Origin of the sequence: Shewanella chilikensis, from assembly GCF_037953065.1 — a bacterium.
In the GTDB taxonomy this organism is placed as follows: domain Bacteria; phylum Pseudomonadota; class Gammaproteobacteria; order Enterobacterales; family Shewanellaceae; genus Shewanella; species Shewanella chilikensis.
Genome location: NZ_CP149966.1, coordinates 546,524 through 568,827, shown reverse-complemented (window position 1 = coordinate 568,827; position 22,304 = coordinate 546,524). Strand labels below are relative to the sequence as shown.

Here is a 22,304-nt window from a genome sequence, read left to right as displayed (position 1 = left end):
TGGCACCTTTAGCAACGGATGACAAATACCCTTTGCAGTCTCTTTAATGGCCACTGCGCGGTATCCGTTTTTGAGTGTAGGATGCTAAAGATGACGATTGGATGACAAGCGGACGAAAAGGCCTGCTGGGCAGGATTGGTATTATACTCGGATTGGTATAACATACGCGCCCTTTGTGAATCCGCCCGGAGATGAGAGTTAAAGATGCCCTTCGCCTTAGGTCAACGCTGGATCAGTGATACCGAATCAGAGCTTGGTTTGGGTACAGTAGTACAACTGGAAGGCCGCATGGTCTCACTGCTGTTCCCCGCCACCGGAGAGAACCGCATGTTCTCCCGCAACGACGCCCCGTTAACCCGGGTGATTTATAACCCAGGTGATCAGGTCAAGAGCCATGAAGACTGGACACTGACCATCAACTCTTTGGATGAAAAAGACGGGCTGGTGATCTACACCGGCATTCACAGCGAAACCGGCGAAGAAGTGCAGCTGAGGGAAACCTTGCTGGATCACAATATTCGTTTCAACAAGCCGCAGGACAGACTCTTTGCCGGCCAGATAGACAGACTGGACAGATTCGGGGTGCGCTACGCCGCCCAGCAACTGCGCCACAATCTGGCCACCTCAGATCTGCTGGGGCTGCAAGGTCCCAGAGTCGGCCTTATTCCGCATCAGCTGTGGATTGCCCATGAGGTCGGGCGCCGCTACGCGCCACGGGTGCTGCTGGCCGATGAAGTGGGTCTGGGCAAGACCATAGAAGCCGGCCTCATCATTCATCAACAGTTGATGACAGGCCGCGCCGAGCGGGTACTTGTGATAGTACCAGATACCTTGCGCCACCAATGGCTGGTGGAGATGCTGCGCCGCTTTAACCTGCGATTTGCCGTATTCGATGAAGATCGCTGCATCGAAGCCTTTGCCGACCATGACAACCCCTTCTACACCGAACAGTTGGTGATCTGCTCACTGGAACTGCTGCGCAAGAAGCGCCGTCTCGACCAGGCGCTGGATGCCGACTGGGATCTTATGGTGGTCGATGAGGCCCATCACCTGGAGTGGACCGAAGAGGCTCCGAGCCGGGCCTATCAGGTGGTTGAAGCTCTGGCGGAAGTGGTGCCCGGCGTACTGCTGCTGACCGCAACCCCGGATCAGTTGGGCCATGAGAGCCACTTTGCCCGACTGCGACTGCTGGATCCGGATCGTTTCTACGACTATCAAGCCTTTATCAAAGAGGAACAAGGCTACAAAGAGGTGGCCCTCGCCGCCGAGGCGCTGGCAAGTGGCAACAAGCTGCCCGACAATGCCATCAACAGCCTGACCGAACTCTTGTCCGAGAAAGATATCGCCCCCGCTATTCGCCTTATCCAGGCTGACGGTGTCGATGCCGAGCAGCAGCAAGCCGCCCGTGACGAGCTGCTGCAAGAGCTGCTCGATAGGCACGGCACAGGTCGGGTGCTGTACCGCAACAGCCGCGCCTCGGTCAAAGGCTTCCCGAAACGCATTTTCAACGCCTATCCACAGGCCATGCCGGAGCAGTACCTCACTGCGGCCCGAGTCAGTGCCATGATGAATGGTCACCGCACCCTGGAAATGAAGGCCGCCTACGCGCTGGCGCCGGAAAAAATGTATCAGGAGTTTGATGAAAACTCCGCCGCCTGGTGGAAGTTCGACCCCAGGGTCGACTGGCTCATCGATTTCCTCAAGCAAAACCGCAGCAAGAAAGTGCTGATCATCGCCAGTCAGGCCGCCACGGCGCTGAGTCTGGAAGAAGCGCTGCGCACCCGTGAAGGGATCCTCGCCACTGTGTTCCATGAGGGCATGTCCATCATAGAACGGGACAAAGCCGGTGCCTTCTTCGCCCAGGAAGAGGGTGGTGCCCAGGCGTTGATCTGCTCGGAAATCGGTTCCGAAGGGCGTAACTTCCAGTTCGCCAGCCAGTTGGTGCTGTTTGATCTGCCATTGAACCCGGATCTGCTGGAACAGCGCATAGGTCGCCTGGATCGCATAGGTCAGAACCATGATGTAGAGATCCACCTGCCCTTCCTCACCGACACGGCGCAGGAGCGTCTGTTGGCCTGGTACCATGAAGGCCTCAACGCCTTCGAACTCACCTGCCCCGGCGGCCATATTCTGTTCAAGGAGTTTGGCGCCCAGTTGCTGCCACTGCTGGTAGAAGAAAACAAAGAAGAGATGGCTAAGCTGCTGCGCGACACCCGCAGCCGTTATAAAGAGCTAAAGCAGGCAATGGAGCAGGGCCGCGACAAGCTGCTGGAACTCAACTCCCACGGCGGCGACAGGTCATTGGCATTGGCCGAGAGACTGGCGCAGATGGATAACGACACCCAGCTTATCGGCTCAGTGATCCGTCTGTGGGACATCATAGGTCTGGATCAGGACGATAGAGGCGAAAACACCATAGTGCTGCGCCCGAGTGAGCACATGATGTATCCCACTTATCCTGGCCTGCCGGAAGATGGCATTACCGTGACTTTCGACCGGGAAACCGCCCTGTCCCGCGACGATATCGCCCTGATAACCCAGGAGCATCCTCTGGTGCAAACCGGGTTGGATCTGATCACAGGTTCTGAGACAGGCACCACAAGTGTTGCCATCCTCAAGAACAAGGCGTTGCCAGCAGGTACCGTGTTCCTGGAGCTTATCTATCTGGCACAGGCCTCGGCGCCCAAGTCCAGCCAGCTGTATCGCTATCTGCCGCCGACACCACTGCGTATTCTGCTGGATAAAGACGGCAACAATCTGTCTGACAAGGTGAGCTACGAGCATTTTGATCGCCAGCTCAGCGCGGTTAACCGCCATATCGGCAGCAAACTGGTCAACGCCTCACAGGCGATACTGCATCCATTGCTGGCCAAGGGCGAAGCCCACGCCATGGAAGCTATGTCCAACCTGCAGGCCGAAGCCCAGCAGCAGATGGAACGCCAACTGGGCGCCGAGCTGCAGCGCCTGGAAGCCCTCAAGGCGGTGAACCCCAATATCCGTGACGCCGAGCTTGAGTATCTGCAAAATCAGATAGCCGAACTACGCGGCTATTTGGATCAATGTCAGCTGCAGCTCGATGCCGTGCGCCTGGTGCTGGTCAGCCACGCCTGACAATCCAATCAAATATCATCCCCCAAGACCCGCTAACTGCGGGTCTTGCTTTTTGCGCTAAATTTCAGAAGCCCTGGTGCACCACGCCTTCAAACATGGGATCAGCACGCAAACTTTCGATACAACAGCTACTAGTGCACAAATTTGCGGCTTATAATTTTGGCATTGAGTCAATAAAGGCTGCAGAATCATGCTATTCCAGCCAAAGCAAGTTTAAGGAGTTCCCTTGGCGCTGATACCCAGGACGATAGCTATGCTGTGCTTTTTGCCTTTGGTGGTACTGGCTGCCGATGAGCCAACCAACCAAGACATGGCCAACCAGGCGCAGACTCAACCAGAGCCAGCGAGTCAAACGCCTGAAACAGCCCCTATGAAACCCAGAGACAATAGCCGGGCGTTGGAGCATGTCGCCTCCTCAGAACTGCAAAAGATCCAAGTAGATGGCGAGGAGCAAGCCGTTCTGATACGCCCCTGGAGTGGCCCGAAACAATTGGGCTCGGCGCTGTTACTGCCGCCTCCCGGCACCCACGCCGATGCCCCCGGGCTCAACGCCTTCTTGCGCCGCAACATCAATCCCGCAGGCTGGGCCAGTCTCAGCATCACACCACCGCCCTTTCCTGAGCAGCCCAACTTCACCACAGAGGCCCAGGAAATAAGCAAGGCAGGCGATGGCAAAATGCCGGGGAAACGCAACCAGGCAACGAGCCGCCGAGAGGCAGAGGAATGGCAGAAACTCAGGAAACAGCAACAGAGCTTTATCCAACAGAGTCTGGCGCAATTGGACACCTTGGGAGCCCCCTTTCCAGGCAAGCGCTTGCTGATAGCCCAGGATCAGTCCGCCGCCTTGGTAATTGAGTTGTTGGCAGCGCAGAAGTTGGCCAAACCGGACTTGCTGGTGGTGATCAATCCCTACCTTGACGATCCCGATGTCAATCTGGCCTTGCCAAAGCAGCTGGCCGGATTGGAGTTGGCGGTACTCGATATCCAATCCCCCGACGGTCATCAAGCCTCGCAGGCCACGGTAAAAAGTCGTAAATCGCTGGCAATGAGCCAGCCGGACAATCAATACCGGCAGCAATTACTGGCGCTGGATCTGCGTCAGGATGTAGCCTTTGAAAACACCTTGATGATGATAGAAGGCATGGCCAGAAAGGTGCTGAAACAGCTGGCAGCAAACGAAAAAACGGCCACTGAAGCCAATCAGTGACCGTCTAATACAGAAGTTGCTGCCGAAATCGGCTCCCAGGCCAAGCTTTCCGTAGAGTAAATGTCGGGAATGCGATTACTCTTTCTTGCCGCCATTGGAGAACATTAACGCCAGGGAGATGAGCACCACAGTGCCGCCCATGAACAGCAAGTCCAGTGCCGAGCTGGGTTTGATATCGGCAAAGAAGGAAAACACCTTGATGATCAACATCATCAATATCACTTTGCCCAGCTTGCTCTTGAGCGCATCTATGCTGGAGATGATCAATATCTTGCCGCCGGTATCCGAGTTACTGGCCGGTTCCAGGTTACGGATAAAGAGTTCATAGAGGCCGAAAGCGAAGATCAGCAGCACGGCCCCGAGCAGGAAGGTATCCAGTATCTCCACCAATACCATCACAAGATCATTGCGCACATCATAGCTGCCACTGAGCAGGTATTCCCACAGTAGGGCAAACATATGCAGCACGTCCTTGACTCCCATGACAAAAGTGACCAAGGCAGCCAACACACAGGAGAAGACTCCAACCATGACAGACAAGCGACTGCCCCAGAGCAAGCGTTCAAAAAAAATCCGCATCCCAATTCCTATTTATAAATAAAGTGACGGATTTTCAGGCGCTTCTGTCATATAGGTCAAGTTAATATTTATTTAGCCGTGAAGGATATCTCACCAGTTTCGCCGCGGTTCAAAGGCCCGCTCGGGGTCCTTGCCCTGCCGCACGGCGGCAATGGTTCTGTTACGCCCCAAGAGCAAACGTACCTGACTCCAGGACTCCCGCGCCAGCAGGCGCCTGCGGGAACCTTTCCAGCTGCGGTTGATACTCAGCTTTATCGCCGCCAACGCATCCGGAGAGCGCTCATTGAGCCCACATGCCAGTTCTTGTGCCCGGGCCAGAGGATCACTGCAGCACTCGGTCACCAGCCCAAGTTCCAACGCCTTGGGAGCCGGGATTAATTCCGCCGTCATACTGAGTTTCAATGCCTGATCTTTTGCCAGAATTTCCCGCAAACTCACCAGGCCACCCATGTCGGGAACCAAGCCCCACTTGGCCTCCATTATTGACAACTCGGCGTCATTGGCGGCAATACGAAAATCGGCGCCGAGCGCAATTTGCAAGCCGCCGCCATAGCAGCGGCCATCCAAGACGGCAATGACAGGAACCGGTAGCTCTCGCCAGGCGACAGACACCTGCTGCGCCAAATTGGCATTGCCCGGTAGCCACTTGAACAGCAGCTTCAGCGCTTGCCAGGGAGAGTTAGCCACACTCTTGATATCCAAGCCCGAGCTGAATTGGCCGCCCTCGCCTCTAAGGATCACCGCCCGCAAATGCCGTTGACGGCGCAAATGACGCGCCATCGCCTTGAGCTCGCTGAACATGGTGTAATTAATGGCGTTGAGCTTATCCGGCCGGTTCAAGCTAACGATAGCCAACTGTTGCTGCCATTCCAGGCTGAGAGTCTGCCACTGCATCTGCAGGTCCTTGAAAGTTGAAGTTATGTTAACGGTATCACCATCAAACAGGTCAGGCCAGATCAAAAATCTCTCTATTTCAATATCACAGCACAGTTTAAATTTTGGCTTACGTCAATAAACTGACATTGGTTTTGACTTAGTGGCGACAAGTGTTCACAATATCGACCCTCAACAGGCAAGCCATTGCACTAAATAAGATTTTATCCTGCCAAATATGAGAAACGGGCATAAAGTCCGTATCTGCCGGTATATTGCTATCGGCCCTGTCCTCACTGATCCAGCGGCATAGTCAGAGGATAATCACAAAAAATGCCGCTGTAGGTGTTATCTTCAAGTAATGCGGTAGAACAGGAAATCTCTATGGCGATTCCGGTACTCATATGCGACGACTCTGCACTGGCGCGAAAGCAGATGGCCCGTACTCTTCCCAAAGAATGGGAAGTCGACATCAACTTTGCTGCCAATGGCGCCGAAGGACTTGAGGCTATCCGCGCCGGCAAGGGTGAGATTGTCTTTTTGGATCTCAATATGCCGGTCATGGATGGTTATGAAGTGTTGCAAGCCATTCAACAACAAGATCTGCCGGCCATGGTGATAGTCGTCTCGGGCGATATCCAAATTAAAGCCCATCAAAGAGTCAAAGCCTTGGGCGCGCTGGATTTTATTCAAAAGCCCGTCAGTGCAGATGCCATTCGCAACATACTACAGGAATATGGCATTTTACAGTTGGCCGAAGGCGGCGACGGCAACGAAGAGCCAATGATCCAGGTGGATATGCGTGATGCCTGCCAGGAAGTCGCCAACGTTGCCATGGGTCGCGCCGCCGATCTGCTGGCCAAGTTGCTGGATGTATTTGTGCTCCTGCCCATTCCCAACGTCAATGTGCTGGAGGTCAGTGAGTTGACCATGGCACTCAAAGCCACAGAGCAAAGCCCCAAGATATCGGCGCTGTGTCAGGGTTTTATCGGTGCCGGCATTGCCGGTGAGGCGCTACTGCTGTTTCACGACTCCAGCTTCAAGGATATGGCCAAATTGATGGGCCTGTCAGACCCCGAAGACACCAACACGGAAATCGAGGTGATGATCGACACAGCCAACGTGTTGATCGGCGCCTTCCTCAGCGGCATCTCGGAGCAGCTGGATATGCAATTCAGCCAGGCACACCCTGTGGTGCTCGGACGGCATTGCACAGTGAACGATCTGATCCACGATAACTCAGATCGCTGGCAGCGCACGCTGGCGATGGAGATCAACTATCGCATCGAAGATCACAATGTGCAGTGTGATCTGCTACTGCTCTTTACCGAAGACTCCTTGCCGACGCTGAATTTCAAGCTCGGCTATCTGATGAACTGACAAAACAGGTTTGCCATGGCAAAGGATTTGAATGCAATAAATGAACTGCACTGGCTGATCGACATGGTGCAAACCATAGAGGTTGGCCTGGTGGTGCTGGACAGAGAATACAATATTCAGCTGTGGAATGGCTTTATGGAAAACCACAGTGGCGTCTCTCCCAACGATATCAAGGGCAACAACCTGTTTGAACGTTTTCCGGATCTGCCGGCCAGTTGGCTCAAGCAGAAGATGGAATCTGTGTTTCTGCTGAAAAACCGCGCCTTCATCAGTTGGGAGCAGAGGCCCTATGTATTCAAATTCAAGAACTATCGGCCCATCACAGGCCGCGCCGAATTCATGTTCCAGAATGTCACCCTGCTGCCGCTGGCCTCTCTGACCGGGCAGATCTCCCATATCAGCATTATTATCTATGATGTGACGGATATCGCCATCAACAAGCTGCAGCTCAAAAGCGCCAACGAACGCCTGGAACACCTGAGTCAAACCGATGGCCTGACCCAACTGCACAATCGCAGACACTGGCAATTTTGCATGCAGCGGGAGTTTGATCGCCACACCCGCTATGGCGAGCCAGCCAGCCTGGTGATGTTCGATATAGATCACTTCAAACGGATTAACGACAGCCTGGGGCATATCGCCGGAGACAGGGTTATTCAGCATCTGTCCCATATTCTCAGCCAAAACCTCAGGGAAACCGACTGCGCCGGGCGCTATGGCGGCGAAGAGTTTGCCGTGGTCTTGTCCCACACCAGCGCCGAAGATGCCCGCTCCTTTGCCGAGCGGCTACGCACTCAGATAGAAAGTAGTCGCTTCAGCTTCAATGGTCAGCCGGTACCTTTTACTATCAGTTTGGGGATCTGCGATCTGAGTGACGAGGTGGAAAACAGCGACCAATGGTTGGCCAATGCCGATCAAGCCCTATATCAGGCCAAGGTTTCCGGCCGCAACTGCGTCAGTATTTTCAGCGATTGATTTGCCGGGAAGACACCAATAAAAAACCACTCTGAGAGTGGTTTTTTATTGGTCGTGCAACCGGGTCAGGAGAGGCGCTCTACCGAGCCACCTAGGCCTTTGAACTTATCTTCGATATGTTCATAGCCTCTATCCAAATGATAGATACGATCCACCACTGTGGTGCCTTCGGCCATCAGTCCGGCAATCACCAAACTGGCAGACGCCCGCAGATCGGTCGCCATCACCTGAGCACCATTGAGCTGTTCAATACCGTGAATAATACAAGTATTGCCTTCCAGCTCCATATTGGCGCCCATACGGTTCAACTCGGGCACATGCATAAAGCGGTTCTCAAAGATGGTTTCCGTGATAGTGCCTGTGCCTTCTGCCAGTGCATTGAGCACACAGAACTGCGCCTGCATATCGGTCGGAAATCCTGGGTAAGGCAGAGTCTTGATATTGACTGACTTGGGACGCTTGCCCTTCATATCCAGGGCTATCCAGTCGCTGCCGGTAAGGATTTCGGCGCCGGCATCTTCCAGTTTGGCCAGCACAGCTTCCAGCGAGCCAGGATCGGCATCCAGACAACGGATCCGGCCACGGGTCACGGCTGCAGCCACCAGAAACGAGCCTGTCTCAATTCTGTCCGGCATCACCCGATAACGGCACCCATTGAGTTTTTCCACCCCTTGAATCCGTATGGTGGCTGTTCCGGCGCCCTCTATCTTGGCCCCCATGGCGATAAGGCACTTGGCCAGGTCCACCACTTCGGGTTCGCGGGCGGCGTTTTCAATCACGGTTTCACCATCGGCCAAGGCCGCGGCCATCAGCAGATTCTCCGTGGCACCGACACTGACCATATCCATAAAGATATGCGCGCCCTTGAGGCGACCATCGACCCGCGCCTTGATATAGCCTTCATCGACTTCTATCTTGGCGCCCATCTGCTCCAGGCCATGCAGGTGCAGGTTCACCGGCCGGGCACCTATAGCGCAGCCCCCCGGCAGAGACACATCCGCCTTACCGAAACGTGCCAGCAAGGGCCCCAGGATCAGAATCGAGGCGCGCATGGTTTTCACCAGATCATAAGGGGCGCAAAACTCATTGATGCCGCTGGCATCGATACGTATCTGCCCTTTACCTTGCTCGCTGACATCGGCACCGAGGCAACGCAATAACTTACAGCTGGTGTTAACGTCCCTCAGATTAGGTACGTTGGAGACCAGGAATTCCGATTCAGTCAACACCCCGGCCATCAGGATAGGCAGAGCGGCGTTCTTGGCTCCTGAGATCACCACGTTACCGGCAAGCGCACCGCTTGCCTGAATTTTCAGTTTATCCACATTGATACTCTAGGCTGGCATGTTGAAGATTTTTTCACGCTGCCACTGGGTAGGCGTAAAAGTCTTGATACTGAGCGCATGCATCTCACCACTGGTGATCTTATCCATCAGGGGCGCATAGATAGCCTGCTGCTGCTTGATACGGCTCATGCCATCGAAACATTCACCCACGGCCACTATCTTGAAATGACTGCCTTCGGCGCTGACATAAACTTCCGTCAACGAGAGTGAGTCCTTTAATATTTGTTCTATCTCTGTGGTATTCATAGGAAACTTACCTAGTTTGGCCCTCTTTGGTAAAGAAGGCATCCAAATCATACAGGGCGATCAACTTACGCACCTGTGGCGAGGGAGAAGCCAGGGTCAGCTCCCCCTTTCTGAGACTGACAAGCTCCATTAGAAACGCCATGCCGGCACTGTCCGAGTATGTCAGCTCGCTGAGATCCAACCGGCGCACATCGGCCGGCAGCAGTGTCTTGCGCGTTTTCCACAAGCGGGTGACTTCTTCTTGAGTCAAACGCCCGCTCAACTTGCAGCTATCGCCCTGTGGCTCAAGCTTCATAGCGCATCCTTGCCTTTGGGGCCATCGGGATCCACGTGAGCCTGAGTGCGCTCTTTAAGCATCTCAATCACGGCATCTATGCCTTTTTGGCGAATGAGTGTAGTGACTTCCGATTGCTTGGAGGCCAGCAAGCTGACACCTTCGGCAACCAGGTCAAAGGCCTTCCAGGTATCGTCCTTCAAACGACGTGCCTTGAACTGCAACTTGATGGGCGGACGACCCGCTTCAATGATCTGTACATTCACCTCGACTATCTTTTCCTGGCTGAAGTCGATGGCGCGGCCAAATTCCACCTTCTGATTGGTGTACTCGGTAAAAGCCTGGGCATAGGTGGAAACCAGATAGCCCTCAAACGCATCGACAAAGGCATCACGCTGCTCTCTGGTGGTCTGCTGCAGGTATTGGCCCATCACCTTGTAAGCGGCGTACTTGTAATCCACATAAGGCATCAGCTCCTCTTTAACGATCACCTTGAGGTGATCCGGATTGCTGTCGATAATGCTCTTATCCTGGTGAAAACGGTTAAATGTCTTGTCGGCAACCTGCTCCACCATGACATAAGGGTTACTGGTATCGATATCGGCCGCCTGTGCCACCGATGCAGACGCCAGGCAGGCGACGGCCAACAGATTACGGATTATCCCTTTAAACATCTCAGTGCTCCTAGTTGTCCTTTGAACCCATGCTATATAAAAACTGTCCGATCAACTCCTCCAGCACCAGTGCCGAACGGGTATCGTCAATGCGATCGCCATCTTGCAAAATCGCGATATCGTCATCCATAAACCCGGGCGTCAAGCCGAGAAATTGTTCACCCAGCAAGCCAGAGGTCAAGATAGCCAGGCTGCTGGTTTCAGGAAACTGGTCGTAACGCTTGTCCATGGTCAGAGTCACCACTGGCACCATCTGCTTGGGATCCAGGGTGATCTGACTGACCCGGCCGACAACCACACCGCCCACTTTGACCGGCGAGCGTACTTTAAGGCCGCCAATATTACTGAACTTAGCTGTCAGAGTGTAAGTATTGCTAGCGGACTGCACCTCCACATTGGCCACCTTGTATACCAGCAGCAAAAAAGCCACCAGTCCCGCCAACAGGAAGAGTCCCACCATAAATTCAATTTTTCGTGTCAACATAGAGTCACCAGAGTTAATCATCCATTATGCGCCGGCGCCAAAATCAGCGGGCAAACATCAGCGCCGTCAATAAGAAGTCCAGCGCCAATACCGCCAGGCTGGACTGCACCACAGTCTGAGTGGTCGCGCGGCTAATCCCTTCCGGATTAGGCACCACCTGATAACCTCGATAGAGGGCTATCCAGGTCACCACTATGGCAAAAACAAAACTTTTAATCAGACAGTTGACTATGTCCTGCCGCCACTCCACCGCGGCCTGCAGAATCGACCAGAAGGCGCCATTGTCTATACCTTTCCATTCAACCCCAACCAGATAACCGCCATAGATACCCACAGTGGTAAACATCAAGGCCAGCAACGGCATGCTGATCACCCCGGCCCAGAAGCGCGGCGCAATCACCTGCCGTAGCGGATCTATCGCCATCATCTCCAAACTGGAGAGCTGCTCTGTGGATTTCATCAACCCCAGTTCAGCAGTCAGGGCTGAACCGGCGCGGCCGGCAAACAGCAAGGCGGTGACCACTGGCCCAAGCTCCCTGAGCAAGCTCAGCGCCACCATGGGGCCCAGGCTCTCTTCGGTGCCAAAATCCACCAAAATGTTGTAGCCCTGCAGCGCCAGCACCATGCCAATAAACAGCCCGGAAACCAAAATGATCACCATGGACTGCACGCCGACGACGTAAACCTGCTTTATCAGCAGTGGCAAGCCTTTGCGCGGCCGTGGCAGCTGCACCAGGGCGCCCCAAAGCATCACTCCGGCCTTGCCGAGACCTGTTATCAGACCCAGGGCATTGCGGCCAAGGTTGGCTATCGAATCAGTCAAGCTCACCGAGCAACTCCTTCTGATAATCCTGCGCCGGATAGTGAAAAGGCACAGGGCCATCCGGCATACCGTCGATAAACTGCCTCAGCTGTGGATTGTCGGCCTGCTTGAGCTCGGCCGGTGTGCCATGGGCTATGATGCGCTTGTCGGCAATCACATACACATAGTCGGCAATGCTCAGCACTTCGCCAACGTCATGGGAAACCACCACTGAGGTGAGATTCAAGGCATCGGACAGCTCTTTAATCAGCTTCACCAGCACTCCCATGGAGATGGGGTCCTGACCGGCAAACGGCTCGTCATACAGCACCATTTCCGGCTCGAGTGCTATGGCACGAGCCAAGGCTGCCCGGCGCTGCATACCGCCGGAAAGTTCGCTCGGCATCAACTGCGCCGCCCCGCGAAGTCCTACGGCTTCAAGCTTCATCAACACTATGCGGCGGATGATAGCTTCCGGCAGCCCTGAGTGCTCCCTGAGTGCAAACGCCACGTTATCGAACACATTCATATCGGTAAACAGGGCGCCGCTCTGGAACAACATGCTCATCCGCTTACGAGCTTCAAACAGCTCGTGGCGGCTCAGCTTGTGAAGATCCTGACCATCGAACAGCACCTCGCCATGATCCGGAGTCAGTTGCCCACCAATGAGCTTCAGCAGCGTAGTCTTGCCTATGCCGCTGGGTCCCATGATGGCAGTGACTTTACCTCTGGGAATCGTGAGGCTTATCTGCTCAAAAATCACCCTCGAGCCACGACTGAAGCCGAGGTTGTTGACCTCGACCAGGGGAGAAGGATTTTGCTGCTTGTTGGATTCCGGCATCAAAATGAAATGGAGACCTTGTCTAGTGGAATTCAAGTTACGGCGCGGCTGTAGCACCACGGCACATAAGGCCCGCCGTTATAAGGCTTGATACTGCCGCAGGCTTACTGAATTGACGCTGAATGGCGCCCGGTAACCCGTCTGGCCAAGCCAAAGATAAGCGATAAATTGTACGCAATTGAGGATAAGCGCACAACTGAATCAATAGTATCGCGCCGTGATACTTTCAATTTGTAGCAAATACGGCGAAAATGCACGCCAGAATCCGTAGCTTTATTTACTGCATGTTATTCAATATTTTCTTGCTGCTCGCCGGCTTATCCGTCCTGGTCTGGAGTGCCGATAAATTCGTTTATGGCGCTGGGGCTTTTGCCCGTAACCTGGGATTACCTCCCATGTTGATAGGACTGACCATAGTCGCCATGGGCAGTTCGGCCCCTGAGATGTTCGTTGCCGCCAGCGCCTCTATGGCCGGCATGCCGGATACGGCCGTGGGAAATGTGCTGGGTTCCAATGTCGCCAATGTCAGCTTGATCCTGGGTTTAACCGCCCTGCTCGGAGCTATTGCCGTCAGCTCCAAGACCCTGAAGCGGGAGATCCCCATGATGCTGGGCGCCACTGTGCTGGCAGGCTACTTCCTGCACGATCAGTATCTGAGCCGCAGCGAAGGGGTTACTTTGCTGGCGCTGTTCTTCGGCTTAATGGGCTATCTTATCTGGCATGCACTGACCAACAAGAACAAGGATCCACTCGCCGACGAAGCCGATGCCGAGATCCCCAAAGATGTGCCCACTGCCAAAGCAGTACTCTGGTTGATCATAGGCTTGGTACTCTTGCCGCTGTCGGCAGACTGGATGGTCGAAGGTGCCGTAGGCATCGCCAAGTCTTTTGGACTGTCTGATCTGGTTATCGGCCTGACCATCATTGCCGTGGGCACCAGCCTGCCGGAACTGGCGGCCTGCGTGGCCGGAGTACTCAAGAAAGAGGACGACTTGGCCATAGGTAATATTGTCGGCTCCAACCTGTTTAATATTTTGGCGGTACTGGCTATACCTGGTCTTATCGCCCCGGGCGTAATCGATGCCGCGGCGGCCGGACGCGACTTTTATATGGTTTTGGGCACCAGTTGTGCCCTGGCACTCCTGGTGCTGAGCACAGGCAAACAACGTGAACTCAAGCGCTGGCACGGTGCCTTACTACTGATAAGCTTCATTGGCTATCAATACAGCCTGTTTCAATCCCACTAGCGATGAAGGGCAAAAAGACGAGAGACAACTATGGCAGAAGCTAAGCAACTGCGCCAATGGGGCCGCAGAGTAATAGATATCGAGAAACAAGCACTGGACAACCTGTACCAGTTTGTTGATTCCCCCGAATTCGCCCAAGCCTGCGAACTGATCCTCAACTGCAGCGGCAAGGTGATAGTGATGGGGATGGGGAAATCGGGCCATATAGGCAACAAGATTTCTGCCACCCTCGCCAGCACAGGCACCCCGGCATTCTTCGTTCACCCGGGCGAAGCCAGCCACGGCGACCTGGGGGTGTTGAGTGAAAACGATATCGTATTGGCTATCTCCAACTCGGGCGAGTCCAGCGAAATTCTGACCCTGATACCCGTCATCAAGCGCCAGGGGATCCCTATGATCTCCATGACAGGCAAGCCAGAATCCACCATGGCTAAGCTGGCGCAGTTGCATCTGTGCATCAAGGTGCAGGAAGAAGCCTGCCCGCTGGGCTTGGCACCCACCTCCAGCACCACGGCTACCCTGGTGATGGGAGACGCCCTGGCGGTCGCCCTGTTGCAGGCCAAGGGCTTTACCAAAGATGACTTTGCCCTGTCGCATCCCGGCGGCGCTTTAGGACGCAAGCTACTGCTCAAGGTCAGTGATGTGATGCACAAAGGCGAAGAGCTGCCGTTGGTCACAGAAGATATCTGTATCACCGACGCCCTCTATGAAATCTCCAAAAAGGGCCTGGGTATGACCTCAGTGGTCAATCAACAGAAACAACTGGTGGGTATTTTCACCGATGGTGATTTGAGACGTGTCATAGACGCCGGAGTCAACCTGCGTACCACAAAAATCAGCGACGTCATGACCCGGAATTGCATCACCAGTGGTGACAATATCCTCGCAGCTCAGGCGCTCAAGGTGATGGACGAGAATGACATCAACGGTCTTATTGTCATCAATGGCGCCAATGAGCCAATTGGGGCACTCAATATGCTGGATATGGTCAAGGCGGGGGTTATCTGATGAGTCATCAAGGTTTTTACGGGCCCATAAGCGAAGATAACTGGCAAAGAGCCGCCAAAATCAAACTACTTATCTGTGATGTCGACGGTGTCTTCTCCGATGGCCGCATCTATATGAGCAACAGCGGTGAAGAGCTGAAAGCCTTCCATACCCGCGATGGCTATGGGGTGCGCTCGCTGCTGTCCTGCGGTATCCAGGTGGCGGTGATCACCGGCCGCAAGTCCCAGATAGTCGAAAACCGTATGACGGCCCTGGGGGTAGACAAGATTTATCAAGGCATAGACAACAAGCTGGAGCCCTATGAGGCGCTGCTTAAACATTATGATCTCAAGCCTGAACAAGTGGCCTATATAGGTGACGACATTGTCGACTTGCCGGTGATGAAGCAAGTTGGACTGGCGGTTTGCGTGGCCGATGGTCATCCTTGGGTAAGGCAGCACTGCCACATGGTCACTCAGATTGCCGGCGGCCATGGTGCACTCCGGGAGCTGGCGGATCTTATCCTGCTCAGTCAGGACAAATTTGAAAATGCCCACGGAATGAGTATATGAATAGGGTCACCCTGGCCATTATTTTGTTTTTCTCCACTGCACTTATCCTTTATTGGCAGGTGCAGAACAAGCGCAACGCTCAACAGAGTGAGGCGCCTGTGGATGTGGTGCGGCCGGACTTTGTCGCCGATGACCTGCGCTCGGTCAACTTTGACGAGCAGGGCAATGTCGCCAGCAGGGTCGCCGCGGCGCACATGGAGCACTATGAAGCCAGTGAGAAGACCTTCTTCAACCAACCGGTTTATCTGGTCTATCCGGACAAGGGCGAAGCGCAGTGGCGCCTGTCTGCCAACGAGGGCAGGCTCAACCGCAAGAGTAACCGAGTGGTACTTGAAAATAATGTTATCATCGATGCCATTAGCCCCAATGAACCGATCCAGAGCCTGAAAACCAGTTATGTGGAACTGGATCTGGACACCATGATCATGACCTCAGATCGCGAGATCCTGATCGAAGGCAGAGACTTTAATATCAAGGGATCCGGCCTGTACGCCGATCTCAATGCTCAGCAAGTAAAGCTGACCAGTCAGGTGAAAGGAACCTATGAAACCAAGTAAGCTTTTTATCGGTGCCCTCTTGTGCATCACAAGCCTGTCGGCGGTGGCCATTGAAGAAGATCTGCTGCAAAAAGTAGAGATCAGCGCCGCCAATCAGTTTGCCGATATCAAAAACAAGCGCGTGGTATACGGCGGGCCTGTCACAGTCACCCAGGGCAGTTTGAAACTGCTGGCCAATGAACTCACGGCTTACACTGAAGACAAGAGTGGCGAGCGGATCCTGGTGGCCAAAGGCTCACCCGCTACCTATACCCAAAAACTGGAAGACGGCCGTCTGGCCAGCGCCAAGGCCAAAGAGATCCATTACAACATAGACAGCCGCATCATGACCTTGATAGGCCAAGCCAAAGTGGAACAGGACGGCAGCGAAGTAACCGCCGAGAAGATAGTCTATGACATCAACAAGCAGCAGCTTGAAGCGGAAAGCAGCGGCAAAGGCCAAGACAGGGTAACCACTGTTATCCAGCCGGAAAACTATCAGGATCTCAACAAGAAAGAACAGCAGCAGGAACCGCAATGACCAGCACCCTGACGGCACAAAACCTGGCAAAGAGTTACAAGAAGCGCAACGTAGTCAAAGACGTCAGCCTATCGGTCAACACCGGCCAAATCGTCGGGCTGCTGGGCCCCAACGGAGCTGGCAAGACCACCACCTTCTATATGGTGGTTGGGCTGGTACAAAGTGACAAGGGTCGTATCTTCATTGACGACGACGAGTTGACCTTGGATCCCATGCACCTGCGTGCCCGTAAAGGCATAGGCTATCTGCCACAGGAAGCCAGTATTTTCCGCAAGCTGTCGGTGCATGACAACATCATGGCCGTGCTGCAAACCCGCAAAGAACTCAACAGCGACGAGCGCGAGGAACAACTCGAACAGCTGCTGGAAGAATTCCACATTACCCACATACGTGACAGCCTGGGGATGTCCCTCTCCGGCGGTGAACGCCGCCGGGTGGAAATCGCCCGGGCATTGGCCGCCAATCCACAGTTCATTCTGCTGGATGAGCCGTTCGCCGGTGTGGATCCCATCTCAGTTATCGATATCAAGAAAATCATCGAACAGCTTAAGTCCCGCGGTTTGGGGGTGCTGATCACAGACCACAATGTTCGCGAAACGCTCGACGTTTGTGAGCGAGCCTACATTGTCAGCCATGGGCAGTTGATCGCCGAGGGCACACCCGCTGAAATCTTGGACAACCAGCAAGTGCGTGCTGTGTACTTAGGCGAACAATTCAGGCTATAGTTAGGATCATGTCATCCGGCGGCAATTCCGGGTATTATAGTTTGTTATTATTGAATTTTTTCCTTGAAAAATAACGAGTAGGGATTAGCGGTATAATGAAAGCGTCACTCCAGCTCAAACTAGGTCAACAGTTGACCATGACACCTCAGTTGCAGCAGGCCATTCGCCTACTGCAACTGTCGTCCCTTGAGCTGCAGCAGGAAATCCAGGAAGCCTTGGAAGCCAACCCTCTGTTGGAGATGGCCGAGGACAGCCAGGAGGAACAGATTGACGACAATCACAAGGAAAACGACGCCAGCGAACTGAGCGCCAAGCAGGAAGATGGTTCCACGGTAGAAACCTCAGAGGCATTGAACAATGAGTCTATGCCGGATGAATTGCCTATGGATACCACCTGGGATGAAGTCTTTACCGCCGCCAGCGCCTCAGGGCCGGCCATGGGCCGTGAAGATGATATGCCCTTTCAGGGGGAAACCAGCGAAGGTCTCTATGAACACCTGGAATGGCAGAAGAACCTGACCCCGTTTTCCGATACCGACGACGCTATTGCCACCGCCATCATAGATGCCATCGACGAGCAGGGCTATCTGACCCAGAGCACAGAGGAGATCCTCGAAGCCATGGGTAACCCTGAGATTGAGCTCGATGAAGTCGAAGCGGTACTCAAGCGGATCCAGCACTTCGACCCTGTCGGCATCGCCTCCAGAGATCTGCGCGAATGTCTGCTGATCCAGTTGCAACAATTCAACGCCGACACCCCGCATCTGGCCGATGCCCGCTTGTTGATCGACGAGCATCTGGATCTCATCGCTACCCGCGACTTTCGCACCCTGATGCGCAAGACCAAGCTCAAGGAAGATCAACTGCGTGACGCCATCAACCTTATTCAGAGCCTCAATCCCCGCCCCGGTTTGCTGGTGCAGCCGATGGACGAGGAATATGTGATCCCGGATGTCAGCGTCTGGAAGAAGAGCGGCCGCTGGGTAGTGGAGCTCAATCCGGACTGTATGCCCAAACTCGGGATCAACCAACAGTATGCTGCCATGGCCCGTAGCGCCCGCAGTCAATCAGACAGCCAGTTTATTCGTGGTCATCTTCAGGAAGCCAAATGGTTTATCAAGAGCCTGGAGAGCCGCAACGACACCCTGCTCAAGGTGGCCAACTGCATAGTGCAGTTCCAGCAGGGATTTTTCGAATATGGTGAAGAGGCCATGAAACCCATGGTACTCAACGATATCGCCGAGGCGGTCGAGATGCATGAATCGACCATCTCCAGGGTCACCACTCAAAAGTATATGCATACCCCCAGGGGAATATTTGAATTGAAGTACTTCTTCTCCAGCCATGTCGGTACCGAAGATGGCGGAGAATGCTCTTCCACGGCGATCAGGGCTTTTATCAAGAAGCTCGTGGCAGCGGAAAACCAGAAGAAACCTTTGAGCGACAGCAAAATGGCACAACTTCTGGCAGAACAGGGAATCAACGTTGCAAGACGCACCATAGCCAAGTATCGCGAGGCTATGATGATACCACCGTCGAACCAGCGTAAGAGTTTATAAATCCACAGTTGGAAATTGGAGGAATCTTTCTATGCAAATCAACCTGACAGGACATCATATCGAGATCACCGACTCACTGCGTGACTATGTGGAAAGTAAGTTTTCGAAACTTGAACGCCATTTCGAACAGATCAATAATGTGCACGTTGTGCTCAATGTACAAAAACTGCAACAGATTGCCGAAGCCAAGATCAACCTCACAGGCGGCGAAGTCTATGCAACTTCTGAACATGCCGACATGTATGCCGCCATCGACGTTCTGATTGATAAATTGGATCGTCAGGTCATTAAACATAAAGAAAAGCTGACAAAACACTAACGATGGAACTGAGTACCATCCTGCGGCCGGAGTGCACTACCTGTGCCACTCCGGGCAGTAAGAAAAAGGTACTGGAGCTAATTAGCGATCTCGCCAGCGCCCAGTACCCCACCCTTTCCTCTCAAGCGATTTTTGAAAGCCTTTTGGCCCGCGAAAAGATGGGGAGCACAGGTATAGGTAATGGTATTGCGATTCCGCATGGCCGGCTGCCTGATATCACAGAGCCGATTGCCGTGCTGGTCAAATGCGAAGAGCCTATCGCCTTCGATGCCATAGACAACCAACCGGTGGACATACTATTCGCTCTTCTGGTGCCCGCAGATCAATGCCAGCAACATCTGAGTACCCTGTCTGCCATGGCTGAAAAGCTCAGCGATAAGGCAATACTCAAGCAGTTGCGTAAATCCCGCGATGAAACAGAACTTTATCAGGTGATCACAGGATGAAACTCGCTATAGTCTCAGGCCGCTCCGGTTCCGGAAAATCCGTTGCCCTCAGGGTACTCGAAGACCTGGGTTACTACTGTGTGGATAATCTGCCCCTGCCCATGATAGGCAGCCTGCTGGAAAACCTCCGCGGCAGCAATGATCTGGTCGCCATCAGCATAGATGTGCGCAACATGCCGGATCAGGAAAAGGTGCTGGAAAAACAGTTGGCGGCGCTGCCGGAAAACACCCAACTGACCAGCTTCTTCCTCAACGCCTCCGATAAAGTACTCCTAAAACGCTACAGCGAAACCCGCAGACTACACCCTCTATCCAAAAGCACTGTCTCGCTGCAGGATGCCATCAAGCACGAAGGTAAACTGCTGGAGCCCATGTCGAAACTGGTGGATCACTACATAGATACCTCGGCACTGAATATCTATGAACTCAGTGACAAAGTGCGGGAAATTCTACTCGGCAGCGTCGACAAAGAGTTGGTGATCAACTTCGAATCGTTCGGCTTCAAGCACGGCATGCCCCAGGAAGCCGACTTCATGTTTGATGTACGCTTTCTGCCCAACCCTCACTGGGAACCGGCGCTCAGGCCGCTGACCGGGCTGGATGAGCCGGTACAGGAATTCCTTATCCGTCAGCCACTGGTGAACAAATTTATCTGGCAGATAGAGAATCTGCTGGAAACCTGGCTACCGCACCTTGAACGCAACAACCGCAGCTATCTCACCATAGCCATAGGCTGCACCGGCGGCCAGCATAGATCTGTCTATGTCGCCGACCAGTTGGCCAAGCGTTTTGGCAACAGCAAACACAAGGTACAGGCCCGTCATAGAGAGCTGGGCAATGGCAAAGGTTGAACGGGAAGTCACCATAGTCAATAAACTGGGCCTGCATGCCCGCGCCGCCACTAAGCTGGCGGTGCTGGCCAGCGAGTTCGAAGCCGATATCACTCTGATCCAAGGCGAGAAAAAGGCCTCGGCCGCCAGCGTGCTTGGGCTCTTGATGCTGGAAACCGGTCAAGGCAAAACCATACGCCTTATTGCCGAAGGCCCGGATGCCGAACCGGCGATGGATGCCATCTGCGCCCTGATCAACGCCCGTTTCGACGAAGCCAGCTAAAGCCTTAGCGCTGCACTCTTTGTTTCTATAACTCCCCTGTCTTGAGGTAACATATCCTCGCTTTGCATCACAGGGGGAACTGCATGCCAATAGAAGCGCTCGACCAAGAGCTGACAGAACAACGTCTTACTCAACTAAACCAAGCTCTTGGCAGTGGTATGTTCGTGCATGTGCGCGACATGCTGCAGCGAATGACGGCTTCGGATATCGCCTTTATTCTCGAATCTTCACCGCCACGTACCCGTCAGGTACTCTGGCAACTGGTGGATCAGGAACAGAGCGGTGAGATCCTCGAAGAGCTGGGTGAAGATATGAAAGACCAGCTGATCAGCCTGATGAGTCCTGAGCGTTTGGCACGAGCGACCGCGGGTATGGATACCGATGATCTGGCCTACGTGCTGCGAAGCCTGCCGGATACACTCTACAAACAGGTACTGCACTCCATGAGTGCCCAAGACAGGGCCAGGGTCGAACAGGCGCTCTCCTATCCGGAAGACAGCGCCGGTAGTCTGATGAATACAGATACCGTGACCCTGAGGCCGGACGTCAACGTCGATGTGGTGCTGCGTTATCTGCGCCAAAGGGGCGAGCTGCCCGAAGCCACTGATACCCTCTATGTGGTGGACAGGCGCGATATTTTGCTCGGTGGCGTTAAGCTCTCCACCCTACTGACCTGTAACCCCACCGCCGGGATCCGCAGCATAATGGATCCCGAGCTTGAGAGCATTCCCGTCACCATGCCGGACAATGAAGTGGCCCAGCTGTTTGAGCGTCACGACTGGGTTTCGGCGCCAGTGGTCGACAGTGAAGGCCATCTGCTTGGGCGGATCACCATTGATGATGTGGTGGACGTTATCCGAGAAGACGCCGAACACTCCATGATGGGTATGGCGGGGATGGACGATGATGAAGACACCTTCGGCCCTGTGTTCAAGAGTGCCTTTCGCCGCTCTTTGTGGCTGACCTTCAACCTGTTTGCCGCCTTGTTGGCCGCCTCGGTCAGCAATATGTTTGAAGGCACGTTGGAAAAATTTGCCACCATAGCGATTCTGATGACCATAGTGCCCAGCATGGGCGGCGTTGCCGGTAACCAGACTCTGGCGCTGGTGATCCGCGGTATCGCCCTCGGCCACATAGGTCAGAGCAACTCCCGCTGGCTTATCGGCAAGGAGTTGGCCATCGGCTTTCTCAATGGCCTGTTGTGGTCGGCGCTGGTATTCACTGCCGTGTGGATCTGGAAAGGCGATCTGGCACTCGGCGCCCTTATTGGCGGTGCCATGTTAATCAATATGACGGTAGCCGGTCTCGCCGGAGCCAGCATCCCTTTAATACTGAAAAAGCTCAATGTGGATCCTGCATTGGCCGGTGGCATGGTGCTGACCACAGTGACAGATGTAATAGGCCTGTTCGCCTTCCTGGGGTTGGCGACTCTAGTATTAATGGGCTGAGGCTCAGGTATTAATGGGC

General features: G+C 54.1%; 25 protein-coding genes. 16 read left to right on the top strand and 9 right to left on the bottom strand.

Translation table 11 applies throughout. From position 1 onward, the window contains the following. Window positions 1-204: 204 nt before the first annotated feature. Both rapA and WKR14_RS02695 read left to right on the top strand, forming a co-directional pair. On the top strand, window positions 205-3,111 hold the full coding sequence (gene rapA / locus WKR14_RS02700) for an RNA polymerase-associated protein RapA (protein WP_339087323.1): 2,907 nt from the start codon (window positions 205-207) through the stop codon (window positions 3,109-3,111). Between the two features lie 226 nt (window positions 3,112-3,337). Continuing rightward, the gene (locus WKR14_RS02695; RefSeq protein ID WP_339087322.1) at window positions 3,338-4,318 is read left to right on the top strand and encodes a DUF3530 family protein; all 981 of its coding nucleotides are present in this window, start codon (window positions 3,338-3,340) and stop codon (window positions 4,316-4,318) included. Window positions 4,319-4,393: 75 nt separating this feature from the next. Here the strand turns inward: WKR14_RS02695 and WKR14_RS02690 are convergent, their stop codons facing one another. Further along, window positions 4,394-4,897, bottom strand: a complete 504-nt coding sequence (locus tag WKR14_RS02690) for a YqhA family protein (RefSeq protein WP_039033473.1) — start codon at window positions 4,895-4,897, stop codon at window positions 4,394-4,396. A gap of 90 nt (window positions 4,898-4,987) precedes the next feature. Then, window positions 4,988-5,791 carry a crotonase/enoyl-CoA hydratase family protein gene (locus tag WKR14_RS02685; protein WP_101056042.1) on the bottom strand — a complete coding sequence of 268 codons (804 nt, stop codon included), beginning with the start codon at window positions 5,789-5,791 and terminating at the stop codon, window positions 4,988-4,990. Window positions 5,792-6,154: 363 nt separating this feature from the next. On the opposite strand from WKR14_RS02685, the gene WKR14_RS02680 reads away from it, so the two are divergent. Together WKR14_RS02680 and WKR14_RS02675 are read left to right on the top strand one after the other, a co-directional pair. After that, window positions 6,155-7,150, top strand: coding sequence for a response regulator (locus WKR14_RS02680; protein WP_101056018.1), 996 nt, complete (start codon window positions 6,155-6,157; stop codon window positions 7,148-7,150). 15 nt (window positions 7,151-7,165) lie between these two features. Continuing rightward, the gene (locus WKR14_RS02675; RefSeq protein WP_101056019.1) at window positions 7,166-8,125 is read left to right on the top strand and encodes a GGDEF domain-containing protein; all 960 of its coding nucleotides are present in this window, start codon (window positions 7,166-7,168) and stop codon (window positions 8,123-8,125) included. A gap of 65 nt (window positions 8,126-8,190) precedes the next feature. Here WKR14_RS02675 and murA read toward each other — a convergent pair whose 3' ends face one another. The 7 genes from murA to mlaF are packed head-to-tail and all read right to left on the bottom strand — an operon-like array spanning window position 8,191 to window position 12,792. Further along, a complete protein-coding gene (gene murA / locus WKR14_RS02670; protein WP_101056020.1) occupies window positions 8,191-9,450 on the bottom strand; it encodes a UDP-N-acetylglucosamine 1-carboxyvinyltransferase in 1,260 nt (419 codons plus the stop codon). A gap of 9 nt (window positions 9,451-9,459) precedes the next feature. Continuing rightward, window positions 9,460-9,717, bottom strand: coding sequence for a BolA family protein (locus WKR14_RS02665; RefSeq protein ID WP_039033477.1), 258 nt, complete (start codon window positions 9,715-9,717; stop codon window positions 9,460-9,462). Window positions 9,718-9,724: 7 nt separating this feature from the next. Continuing rightward, entirely contained in the window at window positions 9,725-10,012 is a 288-nt protein-coding gene (locus WKR14_RS02660) for an STAS domain-containing protein (RefSeq protein WP_101056021.1), read from the bottom strand. Beyond that, window positions 10,009-10,665, bottom strand: a complete 657-nt coding sequence (locus WKR14_RS02655) for an MlaC/ttg2D family ABC transporter substrate-binding protein (RefSeq protein WP_101056022.1) — start codon at window positions 10,663-10,665, stop codon at window positions 10,009-10,011. Before WKR14_RS02655 ends, WKR14_RS02660 begins: the two co-directional genes overlap by 4 nt. 10 nt (window positions 10,666-10,675) lie before the next feature. Next, window positions 10,676-11,149 carry an outer membrane lipid asymmetry maintenance protein MlaD gene (gene mlaD, locus WKR14_RS02650; protein WP_101056043.1) on the bottom strand — a complete coding sequence of 158 codons (474 nt, stop codon included), beginning with the start codon at window positions 11,147-11,149 and terminating at the stop codon, window positions 10,676-10,678. 43 nt (window positions 11,150-11,192) lie between these two features. After that, window positions 11,193-11,978 carry a lipid asymmetry maintenance ABC transporter permease subunit MlaE gene (gene mlaE, locus WKR14_RS02645; protein WP_039033480.1) on the bottom strand — a complete coding sequence of 262 codons (786 nt, stop codon included), beginning with the start codon at window positions 11,976-11,978 and terminating at the stop codon, window positions 11,193-11,195. Next, entirely contained in the window at window positions 11,965-12,792 is an 828-nt protein-coding gene (gene mlaF / locus WKR14_RS02640; RefSeq protein WP_101056023.1) for a phospholipid ABC transporter ATP-binding protein MlaF, read from the bottom strand. Before mlaF ends, mlaE begins: the two co-directional genes overlap by 14 nt. Before the next feature lie 284 nt (window positions 12,793-13,076). Between mlaF and WKR14_RS02635 the strand changes: the two genes are divergently transcribed. From WKR14_RS02635 to mgtE, 12 genes are all read left to right on the top strand, one after another. Beyond that, window positions 13,077-14,039: a calcium/sodium antiporter gene (locus WKR14_RS02635; RefSeq protein WP_101056044.1), complete on the top strand. Its 963-nt coding sequence runs from the start codon at window positions 13,077-13,079 to the stop codon at window positions 14,037-14,039. A gap of 30 nt (window positions 14,040-14,069) precedes the next feature. Then, window positions 14,070-15,047 (top strand): KpsF/GutQ family sugar-phosphate isomerase, encoded by a 978-nt coding sequence (locus tag WKR14_RS02630; protein ID WP_101056024.1) that lies wholly within the window; start codon window positions 14,070-14,072, stop codon window positions 15,045-15,047. Continuing rightward, entirely contained in the window at window positions 15,047-15,598 is a 552-nt protein-coding gene (kdsC, locus tag WKR14_RS02625) for a 3-deoxy-manno-octulosonate-8-phosphatase KdsC (protein WP_101056025.1), read from the top strand. The genes WKR14_RS02630 and kdsC overlap by 1 nt, the downstream gene beginning before the upstream one ends. Then, a complete protein-coding gene (lptC, locus tag WKR14_RS02620; RefSeq protein ID WP_101058529.1) occupies window positions 15,595-16,155 on the top strand; it encodes an LPS export ABC transporter periplasmic protein LptC in 561 nt (186 codons plus the stop codon). The genes kdsC and lptC overlap by 4 nt, the downstream gene beginning before the upstream one ends. Continuing rightward, window positions 16,142-16,675 carry a lipopolysaccharide transport periplasmic protein LptA gene (gene lptA, locus WKR14_RS02615; protein ID WP_144162188.1) on the top strand — a complete coding sequence of 178 codons (534 nt, stop codon included), beginning with the start codon at window positions 16,142-16,144 and terminating at the stop codon, window positions 16,673-16,675. Before lptC ends, lptA begins: the two co-directional genes overlap by 14 nt. Next, a complete protein-coding gene (lptB, locus tag WKR14_RS02610) occupies window positions 16,672-17,400 on the top strand; it encodes an LPS export ABC transporter ATP-binding protein (RefSeq protein ID WP_025011764.1) in 729 nt (242 codons plus the stop codon). The genes lptA and lptB overlap by 4 nt, the downstream gene beginning before the upstream one ends. A 95-nt stretch (window positions 17,401-17,495) precedes the next feature. Continuing rightward, window positions 17,496-18,959, top strand: coding sequence for an RNA polymerase factor sigma-54 (locus WKR14_RS02605; protein ID WP_165564406.1), 1,464 nt, complete (start codon window positions 17,496-17,498; stop codon window positions 18,957-18,959). Between the two features lie 31 nt (window positions 18,960-18,990). Continuing rightward, a complete protein-coding gene (gene hpf, locus WKR14_RS02600; RefSeq protein ID WP_039033487.1) occupies window positions 18,991-19,278 on the top strand; it encodes a ribosome hibernation promoting factor in 288 nt (95 codons plus the stop codon). A gap of 2 nt (window positions 19,279-19,280) precedes the next feature. Next, window positions 19,281-19,724, top strand: a complete 444-nt coding sequence (ptsN, locus tag WKR14_RS02595; RefSeq protein WP_039033488.1) for a PTS IIA-like nitrogen regulatory protein PtsN — start codon at window positions 19,281-19,283, stop codon at window positions 19,722-19,724. After that, a complete protein-coding gene (gene rapZ / locus WKR14_RS02590; RefSeq protein ID WP_039033489.1) occupies window positions 19,721-20,575 on the top strand; it encodes an RNase adapter RapZ in 855 nt (284 codons plus the stop codon). The genes ptsN and rapZ overlap by 4 nt, the downstream gene beginning before the upstream one ends. Then, the gene (locus WKR14_RS02585; protein WP_039033490.1) at window positions 20,562-20,837 is read left to right on the top strand and encodes an HPr family phosphocarrier protein; all 276 of its coding nucleotides are present in this window, start codon (window positions 20,562-20,564) and stop codon (window positions 20,835-20,837) included. Before rapZ ends, WKR14_RS02585 begins: the two co-directional genes overlap by 14 nt. Window positions 20,838-20,920: 83 nt before the next feature. Beyond that, the gene (mgtE, locus tag WKR14_RS02580) at window positions 20,921-22,285 is read left to right on the top strand and encodes a magnesium transporter (protein ID WP_101056028.1); all 1,365 of its coding nucleotides are present in this window, start codon (window positions 20,921-20,923) and stop codon (window positions 22,283-22,285) included. The last annotated feature ends 19 nt before the right edge of the window (window positions 22,286-22,304 follow it).